General features: G+C 32.1%; 27 protein-coding genes and 1 pseudogene. 11 read left to right on the top strand and 17 right to left on the bottom strand.

Annotation, left to right across the window (positions count from 1 at the left end; translation table 11 throughout):
• Positions 1 to 8 precede the first annotated feature (8 nt).
• Positions 9 to 1,286 carry a replication-associated recombination protein A gene (locus tag LOS89_RS02275; RefSeq protein ID WP_231836105.1) on the top strand — a complete coding sequence of 426 codons (1,278 nt, stop codon included), beginning with the start codon at positions 9 to 11 and terminating at the stop codon, positions 1,284 to 1,286.
• Here LOS89_RS02275 and LOS89_RS02270 read toward each other — a convergent pair.
• The 8 genes and pseudogenes from LOS89_RS02270 to radC form a co-directional block, all read right to left on the bottom strand.
• On the bottom strand, positions 1,283 to 2,017 hold the full coding sequence (locus tag LOS89_RS02270) for a hypothetical protein (protein WP_231836104.1): 735 nt from the start codon (positions 2,015 to 2,017) through the stop codon (positions 1,283 to 1,285). The two genes, LOS89_RS02275 and LOS89_RS02270, sit on opposite strands and share 4 nt — an antisense overlap.
• Positions 2,018 to 2,019: 2 nt before the next feature.
• On the bottom strand, positions 2,020 to 2,712 hold the full coding sequence (locus tag LOS89_RS02265) for a YjjG family noncanonical pyrimidine nucleotidase (RefSeq protein WP_231836103.1): 693 nt from the start codon (positions 2,710 to 2,712) through the stop codon (positions 2,020 to 2,022).
• Between the two features lie 50 nt (positions 2,713 to 2,762).
• Positions 2,763 to 3,254 carry a hypothetical protein gene (locus tag LOS89_RS02260; protein ID WP_231836102.1) on the bottom strand — a complete coding sequence of 164 codons (492 nt, stop codon included), beginning with the start codon at positions 3,252 to 3,254 and terminating at the stop codon, positions 2,763 to 2,765.
• Positions 3,247 to 4,506, bottom strand: coding sequence for an ABC transporter permease (locus LOS89_RS02255; protein WP_231836101.1), 1,260 nt, complete (start codon positions 4,504 to 4,506; stop codon positions 3,247 to 3,249). The genes LOS89_RS02260 and LOS89_RS02255 overlap by 8 nt, the downstream gene beginning before the upstream one ends.
• The gene (locus LOS89_RS02250) at positions 4,503 to 5,132 is read right to left on the bottom strand and encodes an ABC transporter ATP-binding protein (RefSeq protein WP_231836100.1); all 630 of its coding nucleotides are present in this window, start codon (positions 5,130 to 5,132) and stop codon (positions 4,503 to 4,505) included. The genes LOS89_RS02255 and LOS89_RS02250 overlap by 4 nt, the downstream gene beginning before the upstream one ends.
• A gap of 467 nt (positions 5,133 to 5,599) precedes the next feature.
• Positions 5,600 to 6,259 (bottom strand): annotated as a pseudogene (locus LOS89_RS02245) (superoxide dismutase); the annotation flags it as partial.
• Positions 6,260 to 6,499: 240 nt separating this feature from the next.
• The gene (locus LOS89_RS02240; RefSeq protein ID WP_231836099.1) at positions 6,500 to 6,904 is read right to left on the bottom strand and encodes a GxxExxY protein; all 405 of its coding nucleotides are present in this window, start codon (positions 6,902 to 6,904) and stop codon (positions 6,500 to 6,502) included.
• A 32-nt stretch (positions 6,905 to 6,936) separates the two neighbouring features.
• Positions 6,937 to 7,620 (bottom strand): RadC family protein, encoded by a 684-nt coding sequence (radC, locus tag LOS89_RS02235; protein WP_231836098.1) that lies wholly within the window; start codon positions 7,618 to 7,620, stop codon positions 6,937 to 6,939.
• Positions 7,621 to 7,726: 106 nt separating this feature from the next.
• Between radC and LOS89_RS02230 the strand changes: the two genes are divergently transcribed.
• A complete protein-coding gene (locus tag LOS89_RS02230) occupies positions 7,727 to 8,368 on the top strand; it encodes a DUF1287 domain-containing protein (RefSeq protein WP_231836097.1) in 642 nt (213 codons plus the stop codon).
• A gap of 82 nt (positions 8,369 to 8,450) precedes the next feature.
• Here LOS89_RS02230 and LOS89_RS02225 read toward each other — a convergent pair whose 3' ends face one another.
• The 8 genes from LOS89_RS02225 to hpt all read right to left on the bottom strand — a co-directional run bounded on the left by LOS89_RS02225 (position 8,451) and on the right by hpt (position 16,999).
• The gene (locus LOS89_RS02225; RefSeq protein WP_231836096.1) at positions 8,451 to 8,897 is read right to left on the bottom strand and encodes a hypothetical protein; all 447 of its coding nucleotides are present in this window, start codon (positions 8,895 to 8,897) and stop codon (positions 8,451 to 8,453) included.
• Positions 8,898 to 10,253 carry a UDP-N-acetylmuramate--L-alanine ligase gene (locus LOS89_RS02220; RefSeq protein ID WP_231836095.1) on the bottom strand — a complete coding sequence of 452 codons (1,356 nt, stop codon included), beginning with the start codon at positions 10,251 to 10,253 and terminating at the stop codon, positions 8,898 to 8,900.
• Between the two features lie 69 nt (positions 10,254 to 10,322).
• Complete coding sequence (locus LOS89_RS02215; RefSeq protein ID WP_231836094.1) at positions 10,323 to 11,012, bottom strand: tetratricopeptide repeat protein; 690 nt, start codon at positions 11,010 to 11,012, stop codon at positions 10,323 to 10,325.
• 88 nt (positions 11,013 to 11,100) lie between these two features.
• Positions 11,101 to 13,248, bottom strand: a complete 2,148-nt coding sequence (locus tag LOS89_RS02210; protein ID WP_231836093.1) for a S46 family peptidase — start codon at positions 13,246 to 13,248, stop codon at positions 11,101 to 11,103.
• Positions 13,249 to 13,430: 182 nt separating this feature from the next.
• Positions 13,431 to 14,441, bottom strand: coding sequence for a GTPase ObgE (gene obgE, locus LOS89_RS02205; RefSeq protein ID WP_231836092.1), 1,011 nt, complete (start codon positions 14,439 to 14,441; stop codon positions 13,431 to 13,433).
• 4 nt (positions 14,442 to 14,445) lie between these two features.
• On the bottom strand, positions 14,446 to 15,669 hold the full coding sequence (locus LOS89_RS02200; RefSeq protein ID WP_231837028.1) for a hemolysin family protein: 1,224 nt from the start codon (positions 15,667 to 15,669) through the stop codon (positions 14,446 to 14,448).
• A 168-nt stretch (positions 15,670 to 15,837) separates the two neighbouring features.
• Complete coding sequence (locus LOS89_RS02195; RefSeq protein WP_231836091.1) at positions 15,838 to 16,410, bottom strand: adenylate kinase; 573 nt, start codon at positions 16,408 to 16,410, stop codon at positions 15,838 to 15,840.
• A gap of 58 nt (positions 16,411 to 16,468) precedes the next feature.
• Positions 16,469 to 16,999: a hypoxanthine phosphoribosyltransferase gene (gene hpt / locus LOS89_RS02190; protein WP_231836090.1), complete on the bottom strand. Its 531-nt coding sequence runs from the start codon at positions 16,997 to 16,999 to the stop codon at positions 16,469 to 16,471.
• A gap of 109 nt (positions 17,000 to 17,108) precedes the next feature.
• Between hpt and LOS89_RS02185 the strand changes: the two genes are divergently transcribed.
• From LOS89_RS02185 to LOS89_RS02145, 9 genes are all read left to right on the top strand, one after another.
• Positions 17,109 to 17,645 carry a HEAT-like fold family protein gene (locus tag LOS89_RS02185; RefSeq protein ID WP_231836089.1) on the top strand — a complete coding sequence of 179 codons (537 nt, stop codon included), beginning with the start codon at positions 17,109 to 17,111 and terminating at the stop codon, positions 17,643 to 17,645.
• A 121-nt stretch (positions 17,646 to 17,766) separates the two neighbouring features.
• Complete coding sequence (locus LOS89_RS02180) at positions 17,767 to 18,921, top strand: 5-(carboxyamino)imidazole ribonucleotide synthase (RefSeq protein ID WP_231836088.1); 1,155 nt, start codon at positions 17,767 to 17,769, stop codon at positions 18,919 to 18,921.
• A 20-nt stretch (positions 18,922 to 18,941) separates the two neighbouring features.
• On the top strand, positions 18,942 to 19,373 hold the full coding sequence (locus tag LOS89_RS02175; protein WP_231836087.1) for an FEKKY domain-containing protein: 432 nt from the start codon (positions 18,942 to 18,944) through the stop codon (positions 19,371 to 19,373).
• Positions 19,370 to 19,852 carry a 5-(carboxyamino)imidazole ribonucleotide mutase gene (purE, locus tag LOS89_RS02170; RefSeq protein WP_231836086.1) on the top strand — a complete coding sequence of 161 codons (483 nt, stop codon included), beginning with the start codon at positions 19,370 to 19,372 and terminating at the stop codon, positions 19,850 to 19,852. Before LOS89_RS02175 ends, purE begins: the two co-directional genes overlap by 4 nt.
• Positions 19,853 to 20,012: 160 nt before the next feature.
• Complete coding sequence (locus LOS89_RS02165; protein ID WP_231836085.1) at positions 20,013 to 22,037, top strand: M3 family metallopeptidase; 2,025 nt, start codon at positions 20,013 to 20,015, stop codon at positions 22,035 to 22,037.
• A 112-nt stretch (positions 22,038 to 22,149) separates the two neighbouring features.
• A complete protein-coding gene (locus LOS89_RS02160) occupies positions 22,150 to 22,653 on the top strand; it encodes a GbsR/MarR family transcriptional regulator (protein ID WP_026725674.1) in 504 nt (167 codons plus the stop codon).
• A 56-nt stretch (positions 22,654 to 22,709) separates the two neighbouring features.
• A complete protein-coding gene (locus tag LOS89_RS02155; RefSeq protein ID WP_073583387.1) occupies positions 22,710 to 23,042 on the top strand; it encodes a hypothetical protein in 333 nt (110 codons plus the stop codon).
• Between the two features lie 5 nt (positions 23,043 to 23,047).
• Entirely contained in the window at positions 23,048 to 23,764 is a 717-nt protein-coding gene (locus LOS89_RS02150) for a YqjF family protein (protein WP_231836084.1), read from the top strand.
• The gene (locus tag LOS89_RS02145; RefSeq protein ID WP_231836083.1) at positions 23,761 to 24,201 is read left to right on the top strand and encodes a hypothetical protein; all 441 of its coding nucleotides are present in this window, start codon (positions 23,761 to 23,763) and stop codon (positions 24,199 to 24,201) included. The genes LOS89_RS02150 and LOS89_RS02145 overlap by 4 nt, the downstream gene beginning before the upstream one ends.
• Before the next feature lie 449 nt (positions 24,202 to 24,650).
• Here the strand turns inward: LOS89_RS02145 and LOS89_RS02140 are convergent, their stop codons facing one another.
• Entirely contained in the window at positions 24,651 to 25,466 is an 816-nt protein-coding gene (locus LOS89_RS02140) for a UbiA prenyltransferase family protein (protein WP_231836082.1), read from the bottom strand.
• Positions 25,467 to 25,468 lie beyond the last annotated feature (2 nt).

Here is a 25,468-nt window from a genome sequence, read left to right as displayed (position 1 = left end):
TTTACGACATGAATCAACCATTAGCCGAACGCATTCGTCCACAAGAATTATCAGATTACATCAGCCAATTACATCTTGTTGGTCCTGATGGTTCGTTAACGCAACAAATTGCAAAAGGTTTGATTCCAAGTTTGATTTTGTGGGGTCCTCCAGGAACTGGAAAAACAACTTTAGCTCAAATCATGGCGCAAGAAAGTAAGCGCCCATTTTATCAATTAAGCGCTATACATTCTGGAGTAAAAGACATTCGCGAAGTTATCGACAAAGCAAAACAAAGTAGTGGTTTATTTACCGCAAAAAATCCGATTTTATTTATAGATGAGATTCATCGTTTTAGTAAATCACAACAAGATTCGTTATTAGCTGCGGTTGAAAAAGGTTGGGTTACCTTAATTGGTGCAACAACTGAAAATCCGAGCTTTGAAGTTATTCCTGCATTATTGTCAAGATGTCAGGTTTATGTTTTAAATGCGTTTACCAAAGACGATCTGGAAGCGTTATTACATCGCGCTATGAAAACCGATGTGGAACTTCTAAAAAAAGAAATCCATTTAAAAGAAACGGAAGCATTATTACGTCTTTCTGGTGGTGATGGAAGAAAATTATTAAATATTTTCGAATTGGTTGTCAATGCAACTGAAGGAGACGAAATTGAGATTACAAATGATAAAGTAATGCAATTGGTTCAAAAGAATACGATATTGTATGACAAAACTGGTGAACAACATTACGATATAGTTTCAGCTTTCATAAAATCGATTCGTGGTAGCGATCCTAATGGCGCTGTGTATTGGCTAGCACGAATGATTGAAGGTGGTGAAGATGTAAAATTCATTGCTCGAAGAATGCTGATTTTAGCCAGTGAAGATATTGGAAATGCAAATCCTACAGCTTTGATAATGGCAAATAATACTTTTCAAGCCGTAACAACTATTGGTTATCCTGAAAGTCGTATTATTTTGAGCCAATGTGCCATTTATTTGGCTTCGTCAGCCAAAAGCAATGCAAGTTATATGGCTATTGGAAAAGCCCAACAAATGGTAAAACAAACAGGCGATTTACCTGTTCCAATTCATTTACGCAACGCTCCTACCAAATTAATGAAAGAATTGGGTTATGGTGAAGAATATAAATATTCACACGATTATCCTAATAACTTTGCTGAACAAGAATTTTTACCAACCGAAATTTCGGAAACTAAATTCTTTGAACCTGGCGAAAATGCTCGAGAAAAAGAATTACGTCAATTTTTAAAAAATAGATGGAAAGATAAGTATGGATACTAGAACTTAATCTCTAATTTTTCAGAAACTAATTTTTCAGCATTGTAATATTCGAAAAACCAACTATTATTATTCTTTAATAAAACTCCAGACAAAGCTCCTTTTTGAGCAATAAAAACATTTTCTACTGAAGAAGATTTTAAAATCATAATTGTTTTAGGTTCCGCGTCAACTAATTTAAATCCATTTGATGTTGGAATAGCAAAAAGTTGGTTTTCATTTACAATAACAGTTGCATTAGGAGTTGGCTTTTGTTTATTCTCATTCACAACTACTACAGCAGGAACTTCTTCAGATTTTACAACTTCAATTTCCGTAGGTTTGATTTTCAAAAGTCCACGCATGCTTACTAGAGCAGTTCTGAATGATTCATTATAAGCCTTTTCATATTCTTTATCTCTCGACTCTCCTTGTTTGCTAGTTAAAACCAATCTATTCTGACAATCTTTAATTTCAAAAGTAATCTTTGTTTTTAACATATTACTTTTTTCTAAAACATTTACATATAAAGCAGAACATCTATTAGCAGCTAAATCAGCCGGAAACGGATCTGTATCATAAACAACTTGAAATCCTTCCTTCTCAAAGAAAGACTTCGTGATTGAATTTAAATTGTATTTGTTTTCTTCTTTAAAAAAATTAAACTTTTTAGGAACAATTACGTATTTATAACTTTCTTGTCCAAATGAAAATATACTAACAAACAAAACAAATAACAATACTAACTTCTTCATCTTTATAATATTTTTTTTAATTCTAATAAATGATTTATTTGAAAAACTGGCTTTTCAACTTTACTATTTTGCTCATTAAAAAACACAGCTTCAATACCTGCTTCTTGTGCTCCAATAACATCGGCTTCATAACTATCGCCAATCATCAAACTTTCTTCCTTTGATGCTTTTGCCAAAGATAATGCAAAATCAAATATGTTTCGATGTGGTTTTTTAACTCCAGCTAATTCTGAATTGGTAATCGTTTCAAAATAATGATCAATTTTGGAATTTTTCATTTTTTTGGTTTGAACTGAAGCAAATCCGTTGGTAATAATATGCAATTGATATTTTGGTTTTAAATAATCTAAAACTTCAATAGCACCATCAAACAAATGATTGTACTCGGGAAGATACTTGATATATTCTTCCGAAAGATGGTGTATCATTTCATCTGAAACTTGAAATTGTAATGCATCAAAAACATCCTTTAAACGATAATAACGTAAATCTTCATGCGAAATCTTATTTACTTGATATAACTTCCAATAATGTTGATTTCTTGGAATATAAATATTTAAAAAATCGGTTAACGAAATATCAAAGCCTTGATTTTTAAAAATTGTATCAAATGCATGACCTGAATTTTTATCAAAATCCCAAAGCGTGTGATCTAAATCGAAAAAGAGATGTTTTTTATGTTTGAAAGTAATCACTTTACTATCTTTTAATGATTAAAAAAAGCCCAAACAATTGGGCTTCTAAATTATTTACTTTGAGAAACAATTACTGCGTCTTCGATATGGTAAATCCAATCTTCAACATCCGTTTCATTATATCTAAAAGTTCCTTTTAACGTTACATAAGTATCAGTTTTCAACTTAGGAAAAGCGCCGCCTTTAAATTTAATACCTGCAATAGTTTCTGGTCCCGATTTTCCACAGAAAAAACAAGCTGCAAATACATTTTTACTTAATGCATAGTTTTTATTGTCGATAGGCACAATGAATCCACTCATAACAACTGGTTTCTTTTGCATCATTTTTAATTTCATGTTTACTTGAGGAAATTCAACCTCTCCATAAGTAGCATGTTTTTTTCTTACATATTTGATATCGCCTAACAATTTCCAAGTTAATGTATCTATTGCCATTGTTGTTTTGCTTTCAGATTTCATTGGAGAAACTGTTCGATTTGAAAAGCTCATCATCGAAATGAAAACAACTAAAGCCAAACTTAATTTAATATAATTACGCATTTGCTAATGTTTTTGAAATATTTAAATTGTATGCTTTCACTGCAGGAATTAATGCCGCTATGAAGCCTACAAATATAGTTAGTAAAAATAATGTTCCTTCTTTTTCCCATACAAATTCGTACGGATTAAAACTCATTTTGAAATCTTCTTCCGCTGAATTTGACAACAAGCTCAATCCTACTCTTCCCAAAATCGTACCAAAAGCAAATCCAACAATACATAAAAGTAAACTTTCAATCATAACTACTTTTAAAAGCTGTAATCTTTTAGCGCCATTTACACGCATTAAGGCAAATTCATTTTCTCTTTCTTTCAATGTATTGTACAATGCAATAAAAATTGAAATTCCAGAAATCAACATAATTCCGTAAGCCAAATATTGTAAAGCTGAAATTCCTATTCCAAATAAAGAAAACAAACGATTTACTTCAATTGCAGGTGAAGCCACTTGCATTTTAGTATTTTGAGCAATGATTCTTGGCCAAGTTACGATGCCCATTTTGTTTCTAAACTTTAATAAAACAGCTGTAATTTCCATTCCAGGTTCTGCTAAAGTCATATCTGTTTCTTCATGATGCTCCTCACCTTCTTCATGAATGTGACCTTCTTCACCATGAACTGGATTTGCATTTTCTTCATGTCCGCCATGCATTTGCCATACACTTGGAATTGTACATAAAATCAAATTATCTACCACTTTTCCTGTTGGTTTAGCAATACCCACAACTTTGTAAGCAAAATGATCATGAACTTCTCCTTCAGCCGCATCACCATGAGATCCAAAGAACTCATCTCCTACTTTTAAACTCAATTTTTGAGCAATATCACTTCCGACAACTACATCAAAATTCTTTTCGAATATTTTTCCTTCAGAAATTTTAGCTCCGTATTTATCTAAATAATCAGGAGTTGTTCCTAAGATTTTATAACCACGATAATTATCTCCAAATGCTAATGGAATCGCTTTCTGAACAAACGGATGTTGCATCCAAACCTTTGCCGAATCGTAACTGATATTTCCAGTTGGTGAATCAACTTGATAAACTGCAGACAAAATCAACTGTAATGGACTTCCTTGCGCTCCCATTACCAAATCAACTCCGTCAATATTACTCGAAAATTTTTCTTCAAATTGCTTTTCCACCAATACTAAAGTCGTAATAATAGCAACACTCGAGGTTAGTAAAATAACACTCAAGATGGTATTTAATGGTTTAAACCAAATATTTTTCCAAGCTAGTTTTGCTATCATACTAAGGTAATTTTATTTATAAATCGCTCTTTAATTCTATTGTCATGTGTTACAATTAACAGAGCAGCTTTATATTCTTTAGACAATGATGTTAACAACTCAATTACTTTTTCTGCATTTTTATCATCCAAACTCGATGTAGGTTCATCGGCTAATAAAACTTTTGGTTCGTTCATTAATGCACGTGCAATTGAAACACGTTGTTGTTGTCCAATACTCAATTGTGAAGGCAATTTAGACGCTTGGTTCTCGATTCCCAATTGTTCTAATAATTTCTTTGCTCTTTTGGTATGTTTTTTTCCAGTAGCCAACCAACTTGCCATTTCTAAATTTTCCAAAACAGTTAAAGCGCCAATGAAATGTGATTTTTGAAAAACAACTCCAATGTGTTTTCCTCTAAATTTATCGGTTGCTTTCTCAGATAAAGAAACAATATCTGTATTATCTATTACAATTTCTCCTGTTTTAGGTTTTAATAGACCTGCTAAAATATGCAAGTAAGTTGTTTTTCCTTTACCAGAATCACCTGTTATCAAAATAGTGCTTCCTGCATCGCAATGCAAATCGGGCATATGAAACAGTTGATCTTTATTGTAAGAAAAGGTTATTTTTTTGGTGCTAATCATAGTTCAACCAACATTAATTTTAATGATGCAATATAATAAATTACAAAGAAAAATTTCTCAATTAAACTTTAATAAAAAACCTTGCGCTTTATAACGAGCACAAGGTTTTTTCAAATCAAATTCAATATTTATTCTTCTTCATGAGTACACAATCCTACAATCGTATGAAAAGTGTCGTGTAATCCGTTTAAAGCCTTTGTAATTTTATCATCAGATGCTTTTGCTTTAACTAATTTATCTAAAGCTTTACTATCTTTTGCTAATTTATTTACTGCTGCTACAATTTCTTTTTTATTAAATTGCGCAGGAATTTTAGTAATTTTTAAAGCATTTGCTTTTTCAGCCATTTCAGCACTTCTTTCTTTTATTGGCTGTAAGTTTCCTTCTTCGCTTGGGTGGAAAGTTTGCGACATTACTTTATGAAAAGCTTTAATTTCAGGCCAAGAAGCAAAAGTATCTGGTTTTGGCATTGCCGCTTTATATCTTTTACTTATTTCTGTCCAGTTTACCACATTCCATAAAGCAGATAAATAGTCACCTCTCTTATTTTGATATTTTAAATAATAAGCATGTTCCCAAACATCAATTCCGAAGATTGGTGTTCCTTTTACTTCTGCGTTATCCATTAATGGATTATCTTGATTAGCCGTTGAACAAACAACTAATTTTCCTTCTTTAGTTACAACTAACCAAGCCCAACCTGAACCAAAACGTGTAGCTCCAGCAGCGTTTAATTTTTCTTTCAATCCGTCTAAACCTCCAAAAGTTTCATTTACTGCTTTTTCTAATTCGGCAGACATTTTGGTATTTTTCTCTGGTGTTAAAACCGACCAAAACAACTCGTGATTGTAGTGACCACCAGCATTATTTCTAACAGCAGTTGACATAGATGAAACTTTTGCGAAAATTTCATTTAAACTTAATTTTTCATCAGCCGTTCCAGCTAAAGCTGCATTTAAATTTTTAACATATCCAGCATGATGCTTGCTGTAATGAATTTCCATAGTTTGTGCATCAACAAAAGGTTCTAAAGCATTGTAAGCATATGGTAATGCCTTTTGCGTAAACTGTGCAGATGCCGAAATTGTTACTAAAAGTGTTGCAACTATAAGTTTGATATTTCTCATATTGTAAATTTTTTATAAAAATACAGTTTATCGATAAGATAAAAAATTATGTAATCTTAAAATTTCCATAATTGTTGGATTAAACGAAAAGAGCGCTAAGATTTTTCGCAAAATTCTCAATGAAAAATTTTAATTAAAAAACTATGTGACTATGTGTTAGTTTATTTTTAAACACATAGGCACATAAGTTTATGCTGGCGTGCAAAAGACGTTTCACTATAACAATAGAAAAACATAGATTTATGGTAAATTTCTGTAGATTTCATTTACAAATGTTTTTTGTCCTTCTTTGAAAATATTTTTACAATTAAAATTTATCAAAATCCCTTTTGGAGCATTAAGTAAATTCATATAAGTTAGAATTTGAGACTCAAAAACTTTATGCATATCTATAGTGGATTTCAATTCTACTACAATAAGATTTTCTATATACAAATCACATCTTAAATTTGTTTCAAGTTGCTTTCCTTTGTATATAATAGGCACTATTTTCTCTGTGTGAAAATTTATTTTCCTCAATCGCAACTCTTCTTTCATACATTCGTGATATACAGATTCTAACAAACCCGCTCCCAAATTTTTATTTACTTCAATTGCCGCTCCAATTATTTGAAACGACAAATCATCAATATACTTTTTGTTCATAATAAAATAACTATGTGACTATGTGTTTTGAATCAAAAAATCCCTTCGTCCTGAAAACTCAAATAACCATTTTCAGTAATTATCACATGATCCAAAACATTAATTTCTAAAATTTTACCTGAACTTTTAATCTTGTTAGTAATTTGAATATCGGCTTCACTAGCCATTAATTTTCCAGAAGGATGGTTATGGGTTAAGATTATTCCCGTTGCATTTTGTTCAAAACCAATTTTAAAAATCAATCGAATATCTACAACAGTTCCTGTAATTCCGCCTTTTGAGAGTTGGGCTTTGTAAATTACCTTATTAGAATTGTTTAGATATAACACCCAAAATTCTTCATGTGGTAATTCGCCAATTATGGGTTGCATGATTTCAAAAACAGCTTTACTTGAAGTAATCTTACTTAGTTCTACAGCATCTTCAGCTCTTCGTCTTCTTCCAAGTTCTAAGGCTGCAGCAATTGAAATGGCTTTAGCTTCCCCAATCCCTTTGAACTGCATAAGTTGGGAAACCGACATTTTCCCTAAAGCATTTAAATTGTTTTTTGAAGCTGCTAAAATACGCTGACACAATTGTACTGCACTCTCATTGCGAGAACCAGAACCAATTAAAATAGCAAGTAATTCGGAATCAGATAAGGTAGCTTTACCTTTAAGAAGAAATTTTTCACGTGGGCGATCATCTTCGGCCCATTGATTGATTGGCGTGTACATAAAATTTTATTTTGGCGTTTATAAAAACAAAGTAAATTAATTTTTTAAACACCTCAAAATAAATGGCTTAAAAATTGCGTTTAAATCAACAAACCATAAATAAAACATGAAGCTAATTCTTCCTCTTCTTTTAATATGTTTTTCTTTTGGATGTAAAAAACCTGAAACAAGTGCTGAAAACATATCGGAATCAAAACCAACAACACTACTCATAGAAAACCCAACTGATTTCTATGAAAAACTATCCAATGCAGCGATTTCGATAATTGATCCTGAAGTGATTTATACTCCGGATTATGTTGGGATAAAATATCCAAATGGTGATGTTCCTGCAAAAACGGGCGTTTGTACAGATGTAGTAATCCGTACCTATAGAAAATTGGGAATCGATTTACAGAAAGAAGTTCATGAAGACATGAAAGCGAATTTTTCTTTGTATCCCAATTTAAAAAAATGGGGTTTGAAAACTACCGATAAAAACATCGACCACAGAAGAGTTCCGAATTTAGAAATTTTCTTCGCTCGAAAAGGAACAACTTTACCGATTACTCAAAATCCAAACGATTATAAAGCAGGTGATTTAGTCACATGGATGATTGGTGATAAATTACCGCATATTGGCATTGTAACGCACTTAAAATCTGAAAATGGAAACCTTATGATAGTGCACAACGTAGGAAGCGGACAAGTTTTAGAAGACTGCTTGCTGAGTTGGAAAATTGTTGGGCATTTTAGGTATGGAAAATAACCGCAAACTTGTCATTCCGTAGGAATCTCATAATTTGAGTAACCAAAGAGACTCCTTCGGAGTGACAAAATAGCGTTTAATTCTATTGCTTTAATTCATTCCAAACATTGAAATTGTAATTTTGCAATGAATTTACAAATAAATCTCTTTGCTTTTTAGTGAACTCAATCCTAAAATCTACAATATCATGATTATTCTTTAATTTTATATTCATAAATCTACCTCCAAAATTTCCTGATTTATTATTATAAAATCGAATCTGTTCAATTTGAGTTTTCTGAAAAACTTTTTTTCTAACAAACCAAAAAGGTCTTATAATTGATAATTCGTTATTCGAAACCGTAAAATATTTCAAATAATGAATACAATATAAAAAGGTAATAATCAATACTGCTATTAAATATAAATTAACTTTTTCTGAACCTAAATAATCAACATAAGTAAAAACTGAAACTGAAAGAATTAACAACAAAGTATTCAGATATGAATACCAAGCAATTTTCGAATTATATAAAATTTCTTTCTCCATTTATTTAATCAACCCTTTCACCTCATCAAAATTCAATCCACCGTAATTTCCTGAGCTCATTAATAGTAAAGCGGAATTTTCTAAATTTTGGCTGAATAAAAAGTCTTTGAATTCGACTGGATTAGTGTAAATGATTAAATCTTCTCTTTGAAACGATTGTGCAATTTGGTCGTAGGTAACTTCTTCCAAACGTTTAATTTTTACTGCATCGGGTGAATAGAAAACAACCGCAACATCAACTGCATCTAAAGCTCCTTGGTATTCTTTTAAAAACTCGGCATTTAAACTGCTATACGTGTGTAATTCTAAGCAAGCAACTAATTTTCTATCCGGATATTGTGCTTTTACGGCTTTGGTAGTGGCAGCAACTTTACTTGGTGAATGCGCAAAATCTTTGTAGGCAACTTTATTAGCACTTTCTGCAATTTTTTCTAATCGTTTTGAAGCACCTTTGAAACTTGCAATAGCTTCGTAAAATTCGGCTTCGTCAACACCCATGCATTGGCAAATCCACTTTGCACCGGCTAAATTACTCAAGTTATGTGCCCCAAAAACTTCAATTGGCATTGGACCTTCTGGTGTATCTAATAATGTAGTTCCGTTTTCAACTGAATAACTAGGTGTTTGGTAGGCAATTTTTCTAATTGGATTTTCCGTTTCTTCGGCTACTGATTTTACAGCTTCGTCTTCTTCATTATAAACTAAAATTCCGCCACGAGTGATTTGGTTAGCGAAAATTCTAAATTGTTCAACGTAATTATCAAATGTTGGAAACACATTGATATGATCCCAAGCAATTCCAGATAACAACGCAATATTAGGTTGGTACAAATGAAATTTTGGTCGCAAATCGATTGGTGAAGTCAAATATTCATCGCCTTCTAATACTATAAAATCGTTGTCTTCGGTTAAATGTACCATCGTATCAAAACCTTCTAACTGTGCTCCTACCATATAATCTACTTCAACATTATGATAATGCATTACATGTAAAATCATCGAAGTAATTGTGGTTTTTCCGTGTGAACCACCTATAACAACTCGGGTTTTGTTTTTTGATTGTTCGTATAAAAATTCAGGATAAGAATAAATCTTCAAACCTAATTCTTGTGCTTTCAACAATTCCGGATTATCCGCTTTAGCATGCATCCCCAAAATGATTGCTTCGATATCGGTTGTGATTTTTTCTGGAAACCAACCTTCTACGGCTGGCAATAAACCTTTTTTCTCTAAACGTGATTTTGATGGTTCAAAAATAGCATCATCGCTACCCGTTACACGATATCCTTTGTTGTGTAATGCTAATGCTAAATTGTGCATGGCTGCTCCGCCAATTGCTATAAAGTGTGTTCTCATTTTTATGTCGAATTGTTAAACTGTTAATTTGTCAAATCGATTAAACGATTCAACATTATAACAATTACACTATTTGTTTTCAAATTGTTCTTTTAACTTATTTGCTTTTGCTTTGTCTTTCAACTTGTTCAAATATAAGTCATATAATTTTTCAAAAGTAGTTTTTGAATTACCAATTTCGTGTGCTTTTTTATAATTGATTTCCGCTTTTGTATAGCGTTCAAAATATACATCGATATAACCTTTTGCCAAATAACCATCTACTTTTGAAAGTGCCATTAATTCATCGGCATATTTTTGGGCTTTTTTTTCGCTTCCGCCAATGATTCCGGGCAATTCGATGTATAACATAACTAATGCCCAACGCGTATCGATATGCTTTGTATCTAATTTGGCAGCGGTTAAAAAGGATTCTTCTACTTCATCAATCATCCCTAAAGCCTTAAATTTATTAGAATTTTTAGCTTTCATTCCCAATGCGCCACCATATTTGTACCAATAATTAGCGTTTTTGGGATAACTAACTTTTAGTTTCTTATAGTTGGTAATCGCAGCATCCCAATCTTTTTGATGTCCAGCAATATCGCCAAGAAATTCTATAGCTTTAGCATGATTGGGTTGTAATTTCAAATGTTCAGAAAATAGTTTCTCGGCTTCGTTGTATTTTTTTTGAGCATACAATTTCTCTGCCTTTTCAAACGTTGATTGTGAAAAGACTGAAAACGAAAACATTAGAAAAAAGATTTGAATGATTTTCATTTTTCAAAAATAGTGAAATGATTTTGGATATTACGCATAAAAAAACGACTTGAGAAATCAAGTCGTTTTAATTGTTTTTATTTAGAAATTACTTCACAATAGTCATTTCGTCTACAATGTGTTTAGCACCTGAGAAATTCTCAATTACCCATAACACATAACGAATATCAACGTTAATTGTTCTTTGTAATTTTTTGTCGAAGATTACGTCACCTGCCATAGCTTCGATATTTCCATCAAATGCTAAACCGATTAACTCCCCTTTTCCGTTTAATACTGGAGAACCTGAGTTACCACCAGTAATATCATTATCTGTTAAGAAACAAACGTGTAAAGAACCGTCTTTATCTGCATAACGACCATATTCTTTTTTAGCGCTCATGTCTAATACTTTTGTAGGTAAATCAAATTCTAAATCACCTTTTTTGTATTTTTTAACTTGACCAGCTAAAGTAGTGTAGTTGTTGATTGTTGCATCATTACGTTTGTCAGCAGGTAAAGCACGAACTTTTCCATAAGTTAAACGTAAAGTTGAATTTGCATCTGGATATTTGATTTCACCAATTTTAGATTCTCTTAATCCTTCAACTAATAAACGGAAAGATGCTCCAAAATCGTTTTGTGCTTTAGTTAATTCCTCACTTCTTGCGCTATAATGATTTAATAAATCATTAGATAAAACGTTTAATGGATCATTTTTAACTAATTCTTCTGATGGTAAATCTAAGAATGCTTTTACTCTATCAACAGAAGTAAAAATACTTAAATCAAAAGCAGCATTTACATATTTTGTAAAATCACCATTGTTTTCTTTAGCTAATTTTTCAACCATTGGCGCTAAAGTATAACCTGCTTTTTTACTATACAAACTCAATTGAGCAGCTAAGATATCTTTTTCAGCAGGAATGTGTAATTCACTGTGCATTCCTTGAGCCATTTCTAAAATAGCTGGAGCCATTTGTGCTCTTTTTGTAGCATCAGCTTTAGCATACGCTTCTAATTGTCTTCCTAAACCTCTACTAACAGTTCCGAAAGCTGAAGTTCTCAATAACTGCATTAAATAATTGTCATGACGAGATTTCTCATTCGTCATTGCATAATATTTATTGATTGTAGGCACAACATTTCCGTATTTTGCTTTGTTCTCTGGTTTATTAGCCCATTTGTGGAATTTAGCTTCTTGAGCTGCTTTTGTTTTAGCTGTACCAAATTTAGTCAACGCATCAATCATTCCTTGACGGTTTTTCCAGTAGTTAGCCACACCAGCAAATTTTGAAGCATAAACAAGATTTAAAGCTTCCGATTGAACCATATATTTTTTCATATTGTCCATACCCACTTTTGAACCTTCAACCCAAGCTGGGTAAGCAAATTTTACGTTTTGCTCAATTCCACCTGCTGGCATCCAACGGTTAGTTCTACCTGGATAACCTAAAATCATAGCGAAGTCATTTTCTTTAACTCCTCCAATATTTACTGGTAAATGATGTTTTGGTTTTAATGGAACGTTGTTAGTTGAATAATCTGCTGGATTTCCATTTGCATCAGCATAAACTCTGAATAAAGAGAAATCAGCAGTGTGACGAGGCCATTCCCAGTTGTCTGTATCACCACCAAATTTTCCTAAACTTTCTGGAGGAGTTCCTACTAAACGAACGTCTTTATAATCTTGGTAAACGAAATAGTAATATTCATTTCCTTGGAAAAATGGACGAACAGAAACGGTATATTTTCCACCTTCGTTGTTTTCTTTTTCAATTTTAGCGATTTCAGCATTAATAGCTTTTTCTCTATCTGCTTCGCTCATACTAGGATTTACAACAGATAAGATTCTTTTTGTACAATCGTCCATACGCACAAAGAAACGTACATATAAACTTGAAGGTTTTAATTCATCAGCTCTGTTTTTTGCCCAATATCCATTTTTTAAATAGTTTTTTTCTGCTGAAGATAATTCTGCAATTGCATCATACCCACAGTGGTGATTGGTTAAAACTAATCCGTCTTTTGAAATCATTTCAGCAGTACATCCACCGTTAAATTGCACGATTGCATCTTTTAAACTGTGGTTATTAATACTGTAAATTTCTTCGGCTGTTAATTGCAAGCCCATTTTTTGCATGTCGCGGTGATTTAAACGCTCAATGAACATTAAAAACCACATTCCTTCATCTGCTTTTACCGAAGCTGGCACAAGCATAATAGCAGAAACGACAAATAATAATAATTTTTTCATAATAAATCTGTGTTCTTTTGATTTGTGAGGCGAATATACTTAAAAATACGATTTCGTTAAAATTATCATTTCAAAATCAGATTAGATTGAGTTAATTTTAACTTTTTATTATATAAACTGATTTAAAAATAAAAAAGCACCTTCTAATAGAAGATGCTTTTTCTTACTTTTTATATTTTTTTTTATTTTTCCTCAGCATTTAGCATTTGCCACAATTTGTCTTTCAATTCTTGCAAACCTTGTTGGGCAACAGATGAAATAAACATATAAGGTGTTCCTTTTAACTCTTTATCCAATTGTTTTTTCAATTCCGATTTTAATTCGTCGTCTAACATATCACATTTTGAAATAACCACTAAACGATCTTTGTCTAACATTTCTGGATTATATCTACGTAACTCATCCAATAGAATTTCGTATTCTTTTTTAATATCTGTTGCATCAGCTGGAACTAAAAACAATAACGTAGAATTACGCTCAATATGTCTTAAGAAATAATGTCCTAATCCTTTTCCTTCCGCTGCACCTTCAATAATTCCAGGAATATCGGCCATTACAAACGATTGGAAATCTCTGTAAGCTACAATTCCTAAATTTGGTTTTAAAGTTGTAAAAGGATAATCTGCAATTTTTGGTTTAGCCGAAGTTAACACAGAAAGTAAAGTCGATTTTCCGGCATTTGGAAAACCTACTAACCCAACATCTGCTAATACTTTTAATTCCAAAGTAACATCAACTTCTTTTACAGGCATACCAGGTTGTGCATAACGAGGTGTTTGATTCGTAGCACTTCTAAAATGCCAGTTTCCTAAACCACCTTTTCCGCCCTCTGCTAGAATTTTCATCTCATCATGTTCTGTAATTTCAAACAAAACATCACCTGTTTCTTGATCTTTTACAACTGTTCCTAATGGTACTTCAATAATTTTATCTTCTCCATCATGTCCTGTACTTCTAGAACTTCCTCCATCTCCTCCATGACCAGCACGCATATGCTTCATGAATTTCAAATGAAAAAGCGTCCAAAGATTTTTATTTCCTTTGATATATACGTGTCCACCACGGCCTCCATCTCCTCCATCAGGACCACCTTTTTCAATAAACTTTTCTCTATGTAAATGCGACGAACCTTTTCCTCCCTTTCCGGAAGAAACATATATTTTTACGTAGTCTACAAAATTTCCCTCTGTCATTGTTTTATTCTTTTAAATTGGTGATTAAAACTTTATCAATTTTAACACCGTCCATATCGATAACTTCGAACTCTAATTTGTTCCAAATTAACTTTTGTCCTTGTTTTGGAATTACTCCTAATTCCGTTATAATTAACCCACTTACTGTGGTAACATCATAATCTCCAATTAACTCATCCATATCAAAATAAGTTAAGAAATCATGTAACGAATAATGACCATCAACTAACCAAGAGCCATCTTCTCTTGCTACTAATTTAAACTCATCTTCGTAGAAATCTGCTGCATCACCTACCAAGGCTTCTAAAATATCATTCAAAGTGATAATTCCCTGAAAAACTCCGTGTTCATCGGTAACTAATGCGTAATGCACTTTCGTTTTTTTGAAATTTTCTAACGCTTTGTAAGCCGAAGTGTGTTCGATAAAATAAACAGGCTCTTGAGTAATTTTCTTCAAATCAAAACTACCCTGCTCAAAACTAGCAAACAAATCTTTTAAAGAAACCACTCCTTCTACATCATCTAAATTATCTTCACAAACGGGATAAACCGAGTGTAATTCGTCTAAAACTTTTGCTTTGATTTCTTCAATTGTATCTTCGTATGACAAATAAACAATCGATTTTCGATGCGTCATTAACGAATTTACCTTTCTATCTCCAATATGAAAAACTCGCTCTACTATATTTTGTTCAATTTCTTGAACCTCTCCAACTTCAGTACCTTCTTTTATAATTGCCTTAATTTCTTCTTCCGTAACTTTTCCATCAGCTGTTGGTTTTATTTGAAAAATTTTCAATAAAAACTCTGTAGAAGTTGTTAGTAACCAAATAAAAGGCATCGTAACTGTTGAAACCAATTTCATTGGAACAGCAACTGCTTTTGCAATTCCTTCAGGATAATTCAAACCGATTCTTTTTGGCAATAATTCTCCTAAAACTAGAGAGAAAAAGGTTAACACTACAACTACAATTCCAACAGCAATTGATTCCGAATACGGTTTTAATGCTTCAAACCCTGAAACAAAATTTTGAACATCAGTCGTGATTTTATCTCCTGAATAAATACCCGTTAAAATTCCAATTAAGGTAATTCCAATTTGAACGGTTGACAAAAATTCGTTTGGTGAATTGGCTAAATCTAAAGCGGCTTTAGCATTTTTATTTCCTTTTTTAGCCGCAGTTTCTAGTCGATTCTTTCTAGCCGAAATCAATGCGATTTCCGACATTGAAAAAACGCCATTCAAGACAATAAGAAAAAGAATAATTAAAATTTCCATAGTTAAAATTACAAAAAAAGAGCAATATTCCGTTTTAAGAAATCGCTCTTTTCCGTTTGCAAATATCTAAAAAAAAAATGAAAGCCCGAAATTTATCTCTCGGGCCTTATTTTATCATTAAAATGTATCTAAAACTAAACTTAATCTTTCAGTAACTTCTTCGATAGTTCCTATCCCATCAACAGCATAAAACTTATGTTGCGCTTTATAAAAATCCATTAATGGCGCTGTTTTTTCATTGTACTCTTGGTAACGATTTCTGATTTTCTCTTCGTCTTGATCGTCTGCTCTTCCTGAAGTTTTTCCTCTTTCTAACAAACGTTTTACTAAGATTTCATCATCGGCTTCTAAAGCAACTGTAGCTGTGATTTCTTGATTTTTACTTTCTAAAAATTTATCTAAAGCTTCAGCCTGAGCAATTGTTCTTGGAAAACCATCAAATAAAAATCCTTTAGCTTGTGGATTTTTCTCTACTTCGTCTTGTAACATATTAATGGTTACTTCATCTGGAACCAAATCACCATTATCGATGTATGATTTTGCTAATTTCCCTAATTCAGTGTCGTTTTTCATGTTAAATCTGAAAATATCTCCAGTAGATAAATGCACTAAATTATATTTATGTTTTAAAAAATCGGCTTGTGTTCCTTTTCCTGCTCCAGGTTTACCAAATAATACGATATTAATCATTGTTTTTGTTGTGTTTAATTTTTTTTTGTCTTTACTCTATTCTCTTTTTCTGTTTTCTTTATACAGATAATTGATAAATGTCTTTTAAATTTCTTCCTAATCCATCGTAATCTAAACCATAACCAACGATGAAACGGTTTGGAATACGAATACCTACATAATCCAACTTAATGTCTTTTTTATAAGCTTCAGGTTTTAAAAATAACGTAGCAATTTTAAAATGCTTAACCTTATGTTGTTTAAAAATTGCTTTTAATTCTTCAATAGTATTTCCTGTATCTACAATATCTTCTACAATAATTACAGAACGACCTTCTAAATCTTGGTTCAAACCAATCAATTGCTTTACTTCATTTGTAGTTTGTGTTCCTTCATAAGATGCCATTTTTACAAACGAAACTTCACAGTTATGACTGTATTTTTTTAGCAAATCGGCCACAACCATAAAAGAACCGTTTAAAACACCTACAAATACCGGAACGTCATCACAAAAATCATCTTCAATTTGTTTGGCCATGTTTTCAATGGCGAAGTTAATCTCCTCTCCCGAGATAAAAACTTCAAATTTTTTATCGTGTAGTTGTATCACTTTAGGTTAGTTTTATAAATAAACAACAAATTTAAGAAAGTCAACCGAATAGCTCCAAAGTATTTCAACTTTTTTGCAAATTTGATATATTTACCAAATGAAAACTCAGATGTATCAGAAAATTGAAGCAAGTACTTGCCATGTAGCAAGCCGAAAAATGGTAAGCAATTTTGCAATGAAAAATGAAAATCATCTCAGCGAAATGATAACATTCGCATTTGATATCAATAATGAATTACATGTAAAAGCATTTTGGAGTTTGGATTTGGTTTGTGAAAAAAAATTAAAACAATTTGTTCCTTATATTGAAGACTTCTGTAACATCCTTCCTAAAATAAAAGACGATTCTGCATTACGACCAGCAACAAAAATCGCCTATTTTCTTGCTAAAAGTAATCATCGAAAAAATGGCATTTCGCTAACGCAAGAACAAGAGCATAATTTAATTGAAGCCTTAATAGACAGACTAATTCAGGAAGAAAAAGTAGCTTCAAAAGTGTATGACATGAAAGCACTTTTTGTTTTAGGAAAGAAATACAATTGGGTTCACGACGAATTAAAAACCATCATTTCGCAAGATTATTCCAACCATTCCCCTGCTTATCAAGCAGCAACAAGAAATCTATTAAAAAAACTCAATAAGTAACAAATTGTTAATTATCAATTGTTAATTATCAATTGTCTAAGTATCTTTGCAACACAAACAACAACACACAACGATTCCGATAATATAAAGGAGGAATCGAATTAAAAATAACTACAACAAAATGAATTATTTTTCTTCTGATTTTAAATTAGGAATTTTAGGAGGAGGTCAATTAGGGAAAATGCTTTTGACCGAAACTCGAAAATTCGATATTCAAACTTTAGTTTTAGAACCAAGCGAAGAAGCTCCAGCACGATATAGTTGCAACGGATTTTACAAAGGCAGTTTAATGGATTTTGATACGGTTTACCAATTTGGTAAAATGGTCGATTTGTTAACGATCGAAATTGAAAATGTAAATTTAGATGCATTAGATAAACTGGAAGAAGAAGGACTACCGATTTACCCTTCGCCAAAAACCTTACGTTTGATTCAAAACAAAGGAAAACAAAAAGATTATTACGTTTCAAACGATATTCCCACTTCGCCACACCAAAGATTTGTTGACTTAAACGATTTGAGAAACGCTTTAGCCAAAGACGAATTAGAATTTCCGTTTGTTTGGAAATGTGCGCAATTTGGTTACGATGGAAATGGCGTTAAAATTTGTCGCTCTGCATTAGACTTGGTAAAATTACCAGATGTAGAATGTATTGCTGAAGAAATGGTTCCGTTCAAAAATGAATTGGCGGTAATTGTAGCGCGTTCAGTTTCTGGCGAAGTGCAAACCTATCCAGTTGTAGAAATGGAGTTTCATCCAGAAGCCAATCAAGTAGAATATGTAATTTGTCCAGCTCGAATTGACGAAAAAGTAGCGCAAAAAGCTACCGAAGTTGCCTTAAAAGTTTCAGAAGCTTTCAATCACGTTGGACTATTAGCTGTGGAAATGTTCCAAACAGAAGACGATGAAATTTTGGTAAACGAAGTTGCTCCTCGCCCACATAATTCTGGACATTATTCCATTGAAGCGAGCTATACTTCACAATTCGAAAACCATTTACGTGCGATTTTAAACTTACCTTTAGGAAACACCGATAGCAAAGTTGCCGGTATTATGGTAAATTTGGTTGGTGAAGAAGGTTTTTCTGGACAAGTAGTTTACGAAAACATCGAAAAAATCATGGCAATTGATGGCGTAACTCCACATATTTACGGAAAAAGAGAAACCCGACCTTTCCGAAAAATGGGACACGTTACAATTGTAAATGAAGACATGACGGAAGCAAGAAGAATTGCAGAGGAAGTGAAGAATTCAATTAGAGTAATTAGCCAATAAGACAATGTGTCAATTTGAAAATGATAAATAAAATAATATTTTTCTTCATATTGATAAGTTTGAGCATGAGTTATGGTCAAAATAAATCATTTCAAGATGCTATCGATGAAAGTAATGTAAATAAAATATTACTTGAAATCGATTGCAATTCTATAAATCCAATAGTTGAAGAAGATATTAAGAATGAACGTGTTTTTATTTTTCTAAATGGAGGAGCATCGCCCATCAGATTTAGTAATGATGATTCTTTTGAAAAGAAATATAACATTTACTTTTTCGAACAAGGATGTATAAATAGTCTATGTGCTGAAAGTTATAATATGATAATATTTGATTATCTAAAAAAAACTTATGGCAAAAAGTGGATGAAAGAAATTAGAGATGATGCTGTCGGATTTAAAAAATGGAAAAAACTTAACCGAAAACAAAAAAACAAGAACAATAAAACATGAGTAAAGTAGCTATCATCATGGGAAGCATTTCGGATATGCCGGTAATGCAAGAAGCCATCGACATATTAAAAGGATTTGATATTCAAACCGAAGTAGATATTGTTTCGGCACATAGAACACCTGAAAAATTATTTGACTTCAGTAAAAACGCACACCAAAGAGGTATTTCAGTAATTATTGCTGGTGCTGGTGGTGCGGCTCATTTACCTGGAATGGTTGCTTCTATGTCGCCACTTCCTGTAATTGGTGTTCCTGTAAAATCGAGCAATTCTATTGATGGATGGGATTCAGTTTTATCGATTTTACAAATGCCAGGCGGAGTTCCTGTAGCAACTGTTGCGTTGAACGGAGCAAAAAATGCTGGAATCTTAGCCGCACAAATTATCGGAAGTTCAGATAAATGTGTTTTAGATAAAATCATCACCTACAAAGAAGGTTTGAAACAAGCGGTATTAAAAGCTTCGGAAGGATTAAAATAAAAATAGAAAACCCCGAATTATTGCTAATTCGGGGTTTCTACTCACAATTAAGTGACAACTATAAAAAAATTCTACTCTCTCTCTGATTTGGGGCAAAAAGGATGTTCCTACATCATTTCATCGACAAAATTATACACTTTATCGATAAAAACAAATTTTTATGACACATTTTTTAAAAAAATTTACAACAAAGTACAATACAGCGCCGTTTAGTAAGATTAATCTTTCAGAATACAAAGTTGCGTTTGAAAAAACTATCGAACTAGCTCGTAATGAAATCAATAGCATTGTAAACAATACAGAAAAACCAACTTTTTCGAATACAATTGAAGCTTTGGATTATTCTGGAGAGCAATTAGATCGTTTATCAAATATTTTCTTCAATTTGAATTCGGCTGAAACTTGTGATGAAATGCAAAAAATTGCGCAAGAAGTTTCGCCTTTACTTACAGCATTTAGTAACGATATTGCTTTGAACGAAGACCTATTCAAACGAGTAAAAGCCGTTTATGATCAAAAAAACACTTTGAATTTAACAACTGAACAAGCGACTTTATTAGATAAAAAATTCAAAGGTTTTTCTAGAAATGGTGCGTTACTTAATGAAGAAGACAAATTAAAATTACGCGAAATTGATACCGAGTTAGCCAAAATAAAACTGACTTTCGGAGAAAATGTTTTGGCAGAAACTAATAATTATCAATTACACATTACCAATGAAGCCGATTTAAAAGGTTTGCCTGATGGCGCTAAAGAAATGGCGGCAAGTTTGGCAAAATCGAAAAATTTGGAAGGTTGGGTTTTTACTTTAGATTTCCCAAGTTATTTACCTTTCGTAACTTATGTAGAAAATCGTGAATTGCGAAAAAAAATTGCAATTGCAGCAGGAAAAAAATCGTTTCAAGATAACGAATTCGATAATAAAGAAAACGTAAAACGAATTGTAGAATTACGTCACAAGCGTGCGAATTTATTGGGTTATCAATCACATTCGCATTTTGTTTTGGAAGAACGAATGGCGCAAAATCCAGAAAAGGTACAATCGTTTTTGAATGATTTATTGGAAAAAGCAAAACCAGCGGCTCAAAAAGAATTTGCTGAATTAACCGCTTTCGCAAAAGAATTAGACGGAATTGACCAATTAGAAAAATGGGATGGCGCGTATTATTCGGAAAAATTGAAACAAAAATTATTTAGTTTGGATGATGAATTGTTGAAACCGTATTTCAAATTGGAAAATGTATTGAATGGTGCTTTCACGATTGCTGAAAAGTTATTCGGAATTACTTTCAAAGAAGTTTTTGATATTGACAAATACCATGTCGATGTACAAACTTTTGAAGTATTGGATTTTGAAGGAAATTTAGTTGCTGTTTTCTATTCGGATTTCTTCCCAAGAAAAGGAAAACGAAATGGCGCTTGGATGACCTCTTTTAAACCACAATATATTAAGGACGGAATCAACGAACGACCTCATGTTTCTATCGTTTGTAATTTTACACCTCCAACCGAAACAAAACCGTCATTGTTGACTTTTAATGAAGTAACGACATTATTTCACGAATTTGGTCATGCATTACACGGCATGTTAGCCAATACAACGTATCCAAGTTTGTCTGGAACATCGGTTTATTGGGATTTTGTGGAATTACCAAGTCAAGTGATGGAAAACTGGTGTTACGAACCCGAAGCATTGGCTTTATTTGCCAAACATTATGAAACAGACGAAATTATTCCTCAACATTATGTAGAAAAAATTAAAGAAAGTGCCAGTTTCTTAGAAGGAATGGCAACATTACGCCAATTGAGTTTTGGAATTTTAGACATAGCATTTCATGCAAAAGTTCAAACAATAGAAGATGTAAAAGCATTTGAAAAGCAAGCTATGGAAATCGCCTCTTTATATCCGGATGTAGAAGAAAATTGTATGAGCACATCGTTTTCTCATATTTTCCAAGGTGGTTATTCTTCTGGTTATTACAGCTACAAATGGGCAGAAGTTTTAGATGCTGATGCGTTTGCTTATTTTCAAGAGAATGGCATTTTTAACAAAGAAGTGGCAACCAAATTCAAAGACAACGTACTTTCAAAAGGCGGCACCGAATTACCTATGGAATTGTATAAAAAATTCAGAGGTCAGGAACCGAAGGTAGAAGCTTTGTTGAAAAGGGCTGGGTTAATATAAGTACAAAGTTAAAAGTATAGAAAATGAGCCGAAGTTTATTGCTTCGGTTTCTTTTTAAAATAAACTTTCACTTTTTTTTGAAACTTTAAAAACTTTGTTGTACATTTGTGTCATGGAATTCAAAGAAGCAAAAAATAAATTCGTACAAACATGGGGAGCTTTAGGTTCTCAATGGGGCATTAACAAGACCATGGCACAGATTCATGCGTTGTTGATGGTTTCGCACGAACCCGTTTCAATGGAAGACATTATGGAAGAATTACAAATTTCGCGCGGAAATGCTTCTATGAATTTAAGAGCGTTAATGGATTGGGGCATCGTTTACAAAGAATACAAAGCAGGCGAACGACGTGAATTTTTCACTGCCGAAAAAGATTTAGACGAATTAGCCGTAAAAATTTCGAGAGAACGAAGCAAACGTGAAATCAAACCCGCTTTGAAAGTTTTAAAAGAAGTTTCTACAATCAAATCGGATGGTACAGAAGCTGAAAAACATTTCGTAGATCAAACCACAAAATTGTACGACTTCGTATTAAAAGCCGATAACGTTTTGGATAAAATCACAGAATACAAAGACAATTGGTTGGCAAAATTAGTTGTTAAAATCATGAAGTAACTCTTTTTTTAATCAAAACTTTCAATTATTTCTGAAAGTTTAAAATAATAAATACTATGAAAAATTTAAAATTAACTAATTCAATCGCAATAATAATTCCTTTATTCCTTGGGGTTTTGGGAATTGTAGAACCAATCAGTTTATATTTTGCGGCATATTCAACAATGTTAACAGGTTTACTACAAATAATTGTTGGAATCTTTTTCTGGAAAAACCATAAAGAAAATATTCACATAAAAATATATTTTCTACTAGTAACCACATTTTTTAGTTTGTGGTATTATAACGTGAATGTAAACTATATAGATGCTCTGACTTGGCCGTTAATTTTTACTCCATTGGTGCTTTGTATTTATATTTCAATTATTATTTATTCAACAAAAAAATAACTAACATGAGCTTCTTAACCGCACAATGGAAAAACTTAGCATTATTCAATTATGAAGTTGATGCTAAAATCTTAGAACAATACATTCCAAAAGGAACAGAGATAGATATTTGGAATGGAAAATGTTACATAAGTTTAGTTGGATTTATGTTTGAGAATGTAAAATTATTGGGATTGAAAATTCCGTTTCATATCAATTTTGAAGAAGTCAATTTACGATTTTATGTAAAACGTTTTGAAAATAGTGAATGGAAACGCGGTGTTGTTTTTATTAAAGAAATTGTCCCAAAACCAGCACTAACAATTGTAGCAAATACAATCTACAAAGAACATTATCAAACATTACAAATGAATCACTCAATTACTGAAAACAAGCTAAAAAAAGTAGATTACGTTTATCAATGGAAAACAAAAAACAAATGGAACACCATTTTAGTTGAAACTGAAAAAACTCCAACTGAAATTGAAGCAAATTCTGAGGCTGAATTTATAACCGAACATTACTATGGTTACACTAAAGTAAACCATGAAAAAACATTTGAATATGAAGTTAGACATCCAAAATGGCAGCAATACAAAGTAACAAATCATTATTTAGATATTGATTTCAAAAAAACTTATGGTGAAGCGTTTGAATTTCTAAACAATCAAAAACCAATTTCAGTCATGCTTGCAGTTGGCTCTGAAATTAGCGTTGAAAATAAAAAACAAATAAAATCATGAACTATAACATCCCAAATTGGCTAATTATCACAAGCGGAATTGGTCAAATATTTACAGCTTTAATTTACCCTTACATTCGTCATCAAGTTTTTGATTGGTATAACGATGTGAAACAACTAAAACCATTAAATCAAGAAATTGCAAAAACCTACGGAAGATATATACAAGGCTTAAATTTCTCTTTCGGATTAATTACAATTTTATTTACAAATGAATTAAAAGAACAATCAGCATTAGCGGTTGCATTAACAGGATTAATTACTGCGTATTGGGTTGGGAAAGTAGCCACTCAAATTGCTTATTATCCAATGTATGATATTCCTAAAAGAAAATTATTTAAAGTTGGAAGCTATTTTATGAATACTCTCTTTGTGCTTTTTGCAGTGGTAAATACTATTCTTTTTATATATAATTTAATTGGTCATTATAAATTATAAAACAGAAAACAATGACACAAATAAAAACCTTAACAACAATCAAAGCACCAATTGAAATTGTTTTCAACAATTGAAGAAACATCGATATTCAGCAATATTCAGCAAGTAAAACAAATGAAAAAGCAATTGTAGGAAGAACTTCAGGATTAATTAACAAAGGAGAAACGGTAACTTGGAAAGGAAAACATTTTGGGATTTACATTCAGCATCAAAGTATAATTTCTGAAATGAATTTTCCAAACTATTTCGTCGACGAACAATTAAAAGGACACTTTAAAAGCTTCAAACATCAACATTTTTTTACCCAAAAAGAAAACCAAACTATAATGACTGATATTTTAGATTATGAAACTCCGTTTGGTTTTATTGGAAAGCTATTCGACAAATTGCTCTTAGTAAATCATCTAACTAATTTCATAATTTATCGAAATGCTATTTTAAAAGAACTATCAGAAAACCACCAACACCAACCACCACAAAATCGGAACACTTTCTACCCAAAATGACGCGTAATATCTGGAACGGTTTTCATTGGCAAAAAAGAGAAAAATTGCAATCGTTCCACAAACCAAAAGTTTAAAAAAGAATGGCAAAAAATGATGATTATTGGTATAGAAAAACTCTAAAATCAAGAGTAAAAAAAGCAAAACGTAACCTAGTTTTTTCGTCAACTCCACTCCTATTTTCTGCGGAACAGTTTGCAAATGGATATCATCTTGTTTAACATCAACAATATCAAACACCAAAACCATAGAAAAAATAAGCAAAAATCGTTGCACTGCCATCAAAAGTACATCAGTAGAAAATTGAATTTCTGCTTCTACCAAAGGTAAAATCACCGTTACGCCTACCCACGTGATTCCAACAATGTAAATTTTTACGCCTTTCCAGTTTCGGGCGTTTTGTTTGTTTGGAAAAAAAGGTAATGTGTATAAAAGTGTTAGCCCAAAAAAAGCAAAGGCACTAATTTTTGACATCCAACTCAATTGGGTAAAAAAGTAAAAACAAGCCAACAATGAAATAAAACTCAGAAAAACGATTGTTTTCAGTTCCTTTTTAATTTGGGATCTGTTTAACCTTGTAATAGCATCGTACTTCACAAAATTATAGCCCACAACAGTGCCAAAAAAAGCAAACAAAGCAACCTCTAAACCCGCATTAATACCCACAAAAAACTGCGTCATCGACACCAATGCAAATGCAGAAAAAGCCACATGCAAGCTACTATTGATGTAAAAATCGATAATTTTCTTTAGAACAACCATTC

This window comes from Flavobacterium channae, assembly GCF_021172165.1.
Classification (GTDB): Bacteria; Bacteroidota; Bacteroidia; order Flavobacteriales; family Flavobacteriaceae; genus Flavobacterium; species Flavobacterium channae.
The sequence above is the reverse complement of the archived record's forward strand: the minus strand, read 5'-3'. Positions and strand labels throughout refer to the sequence as shown.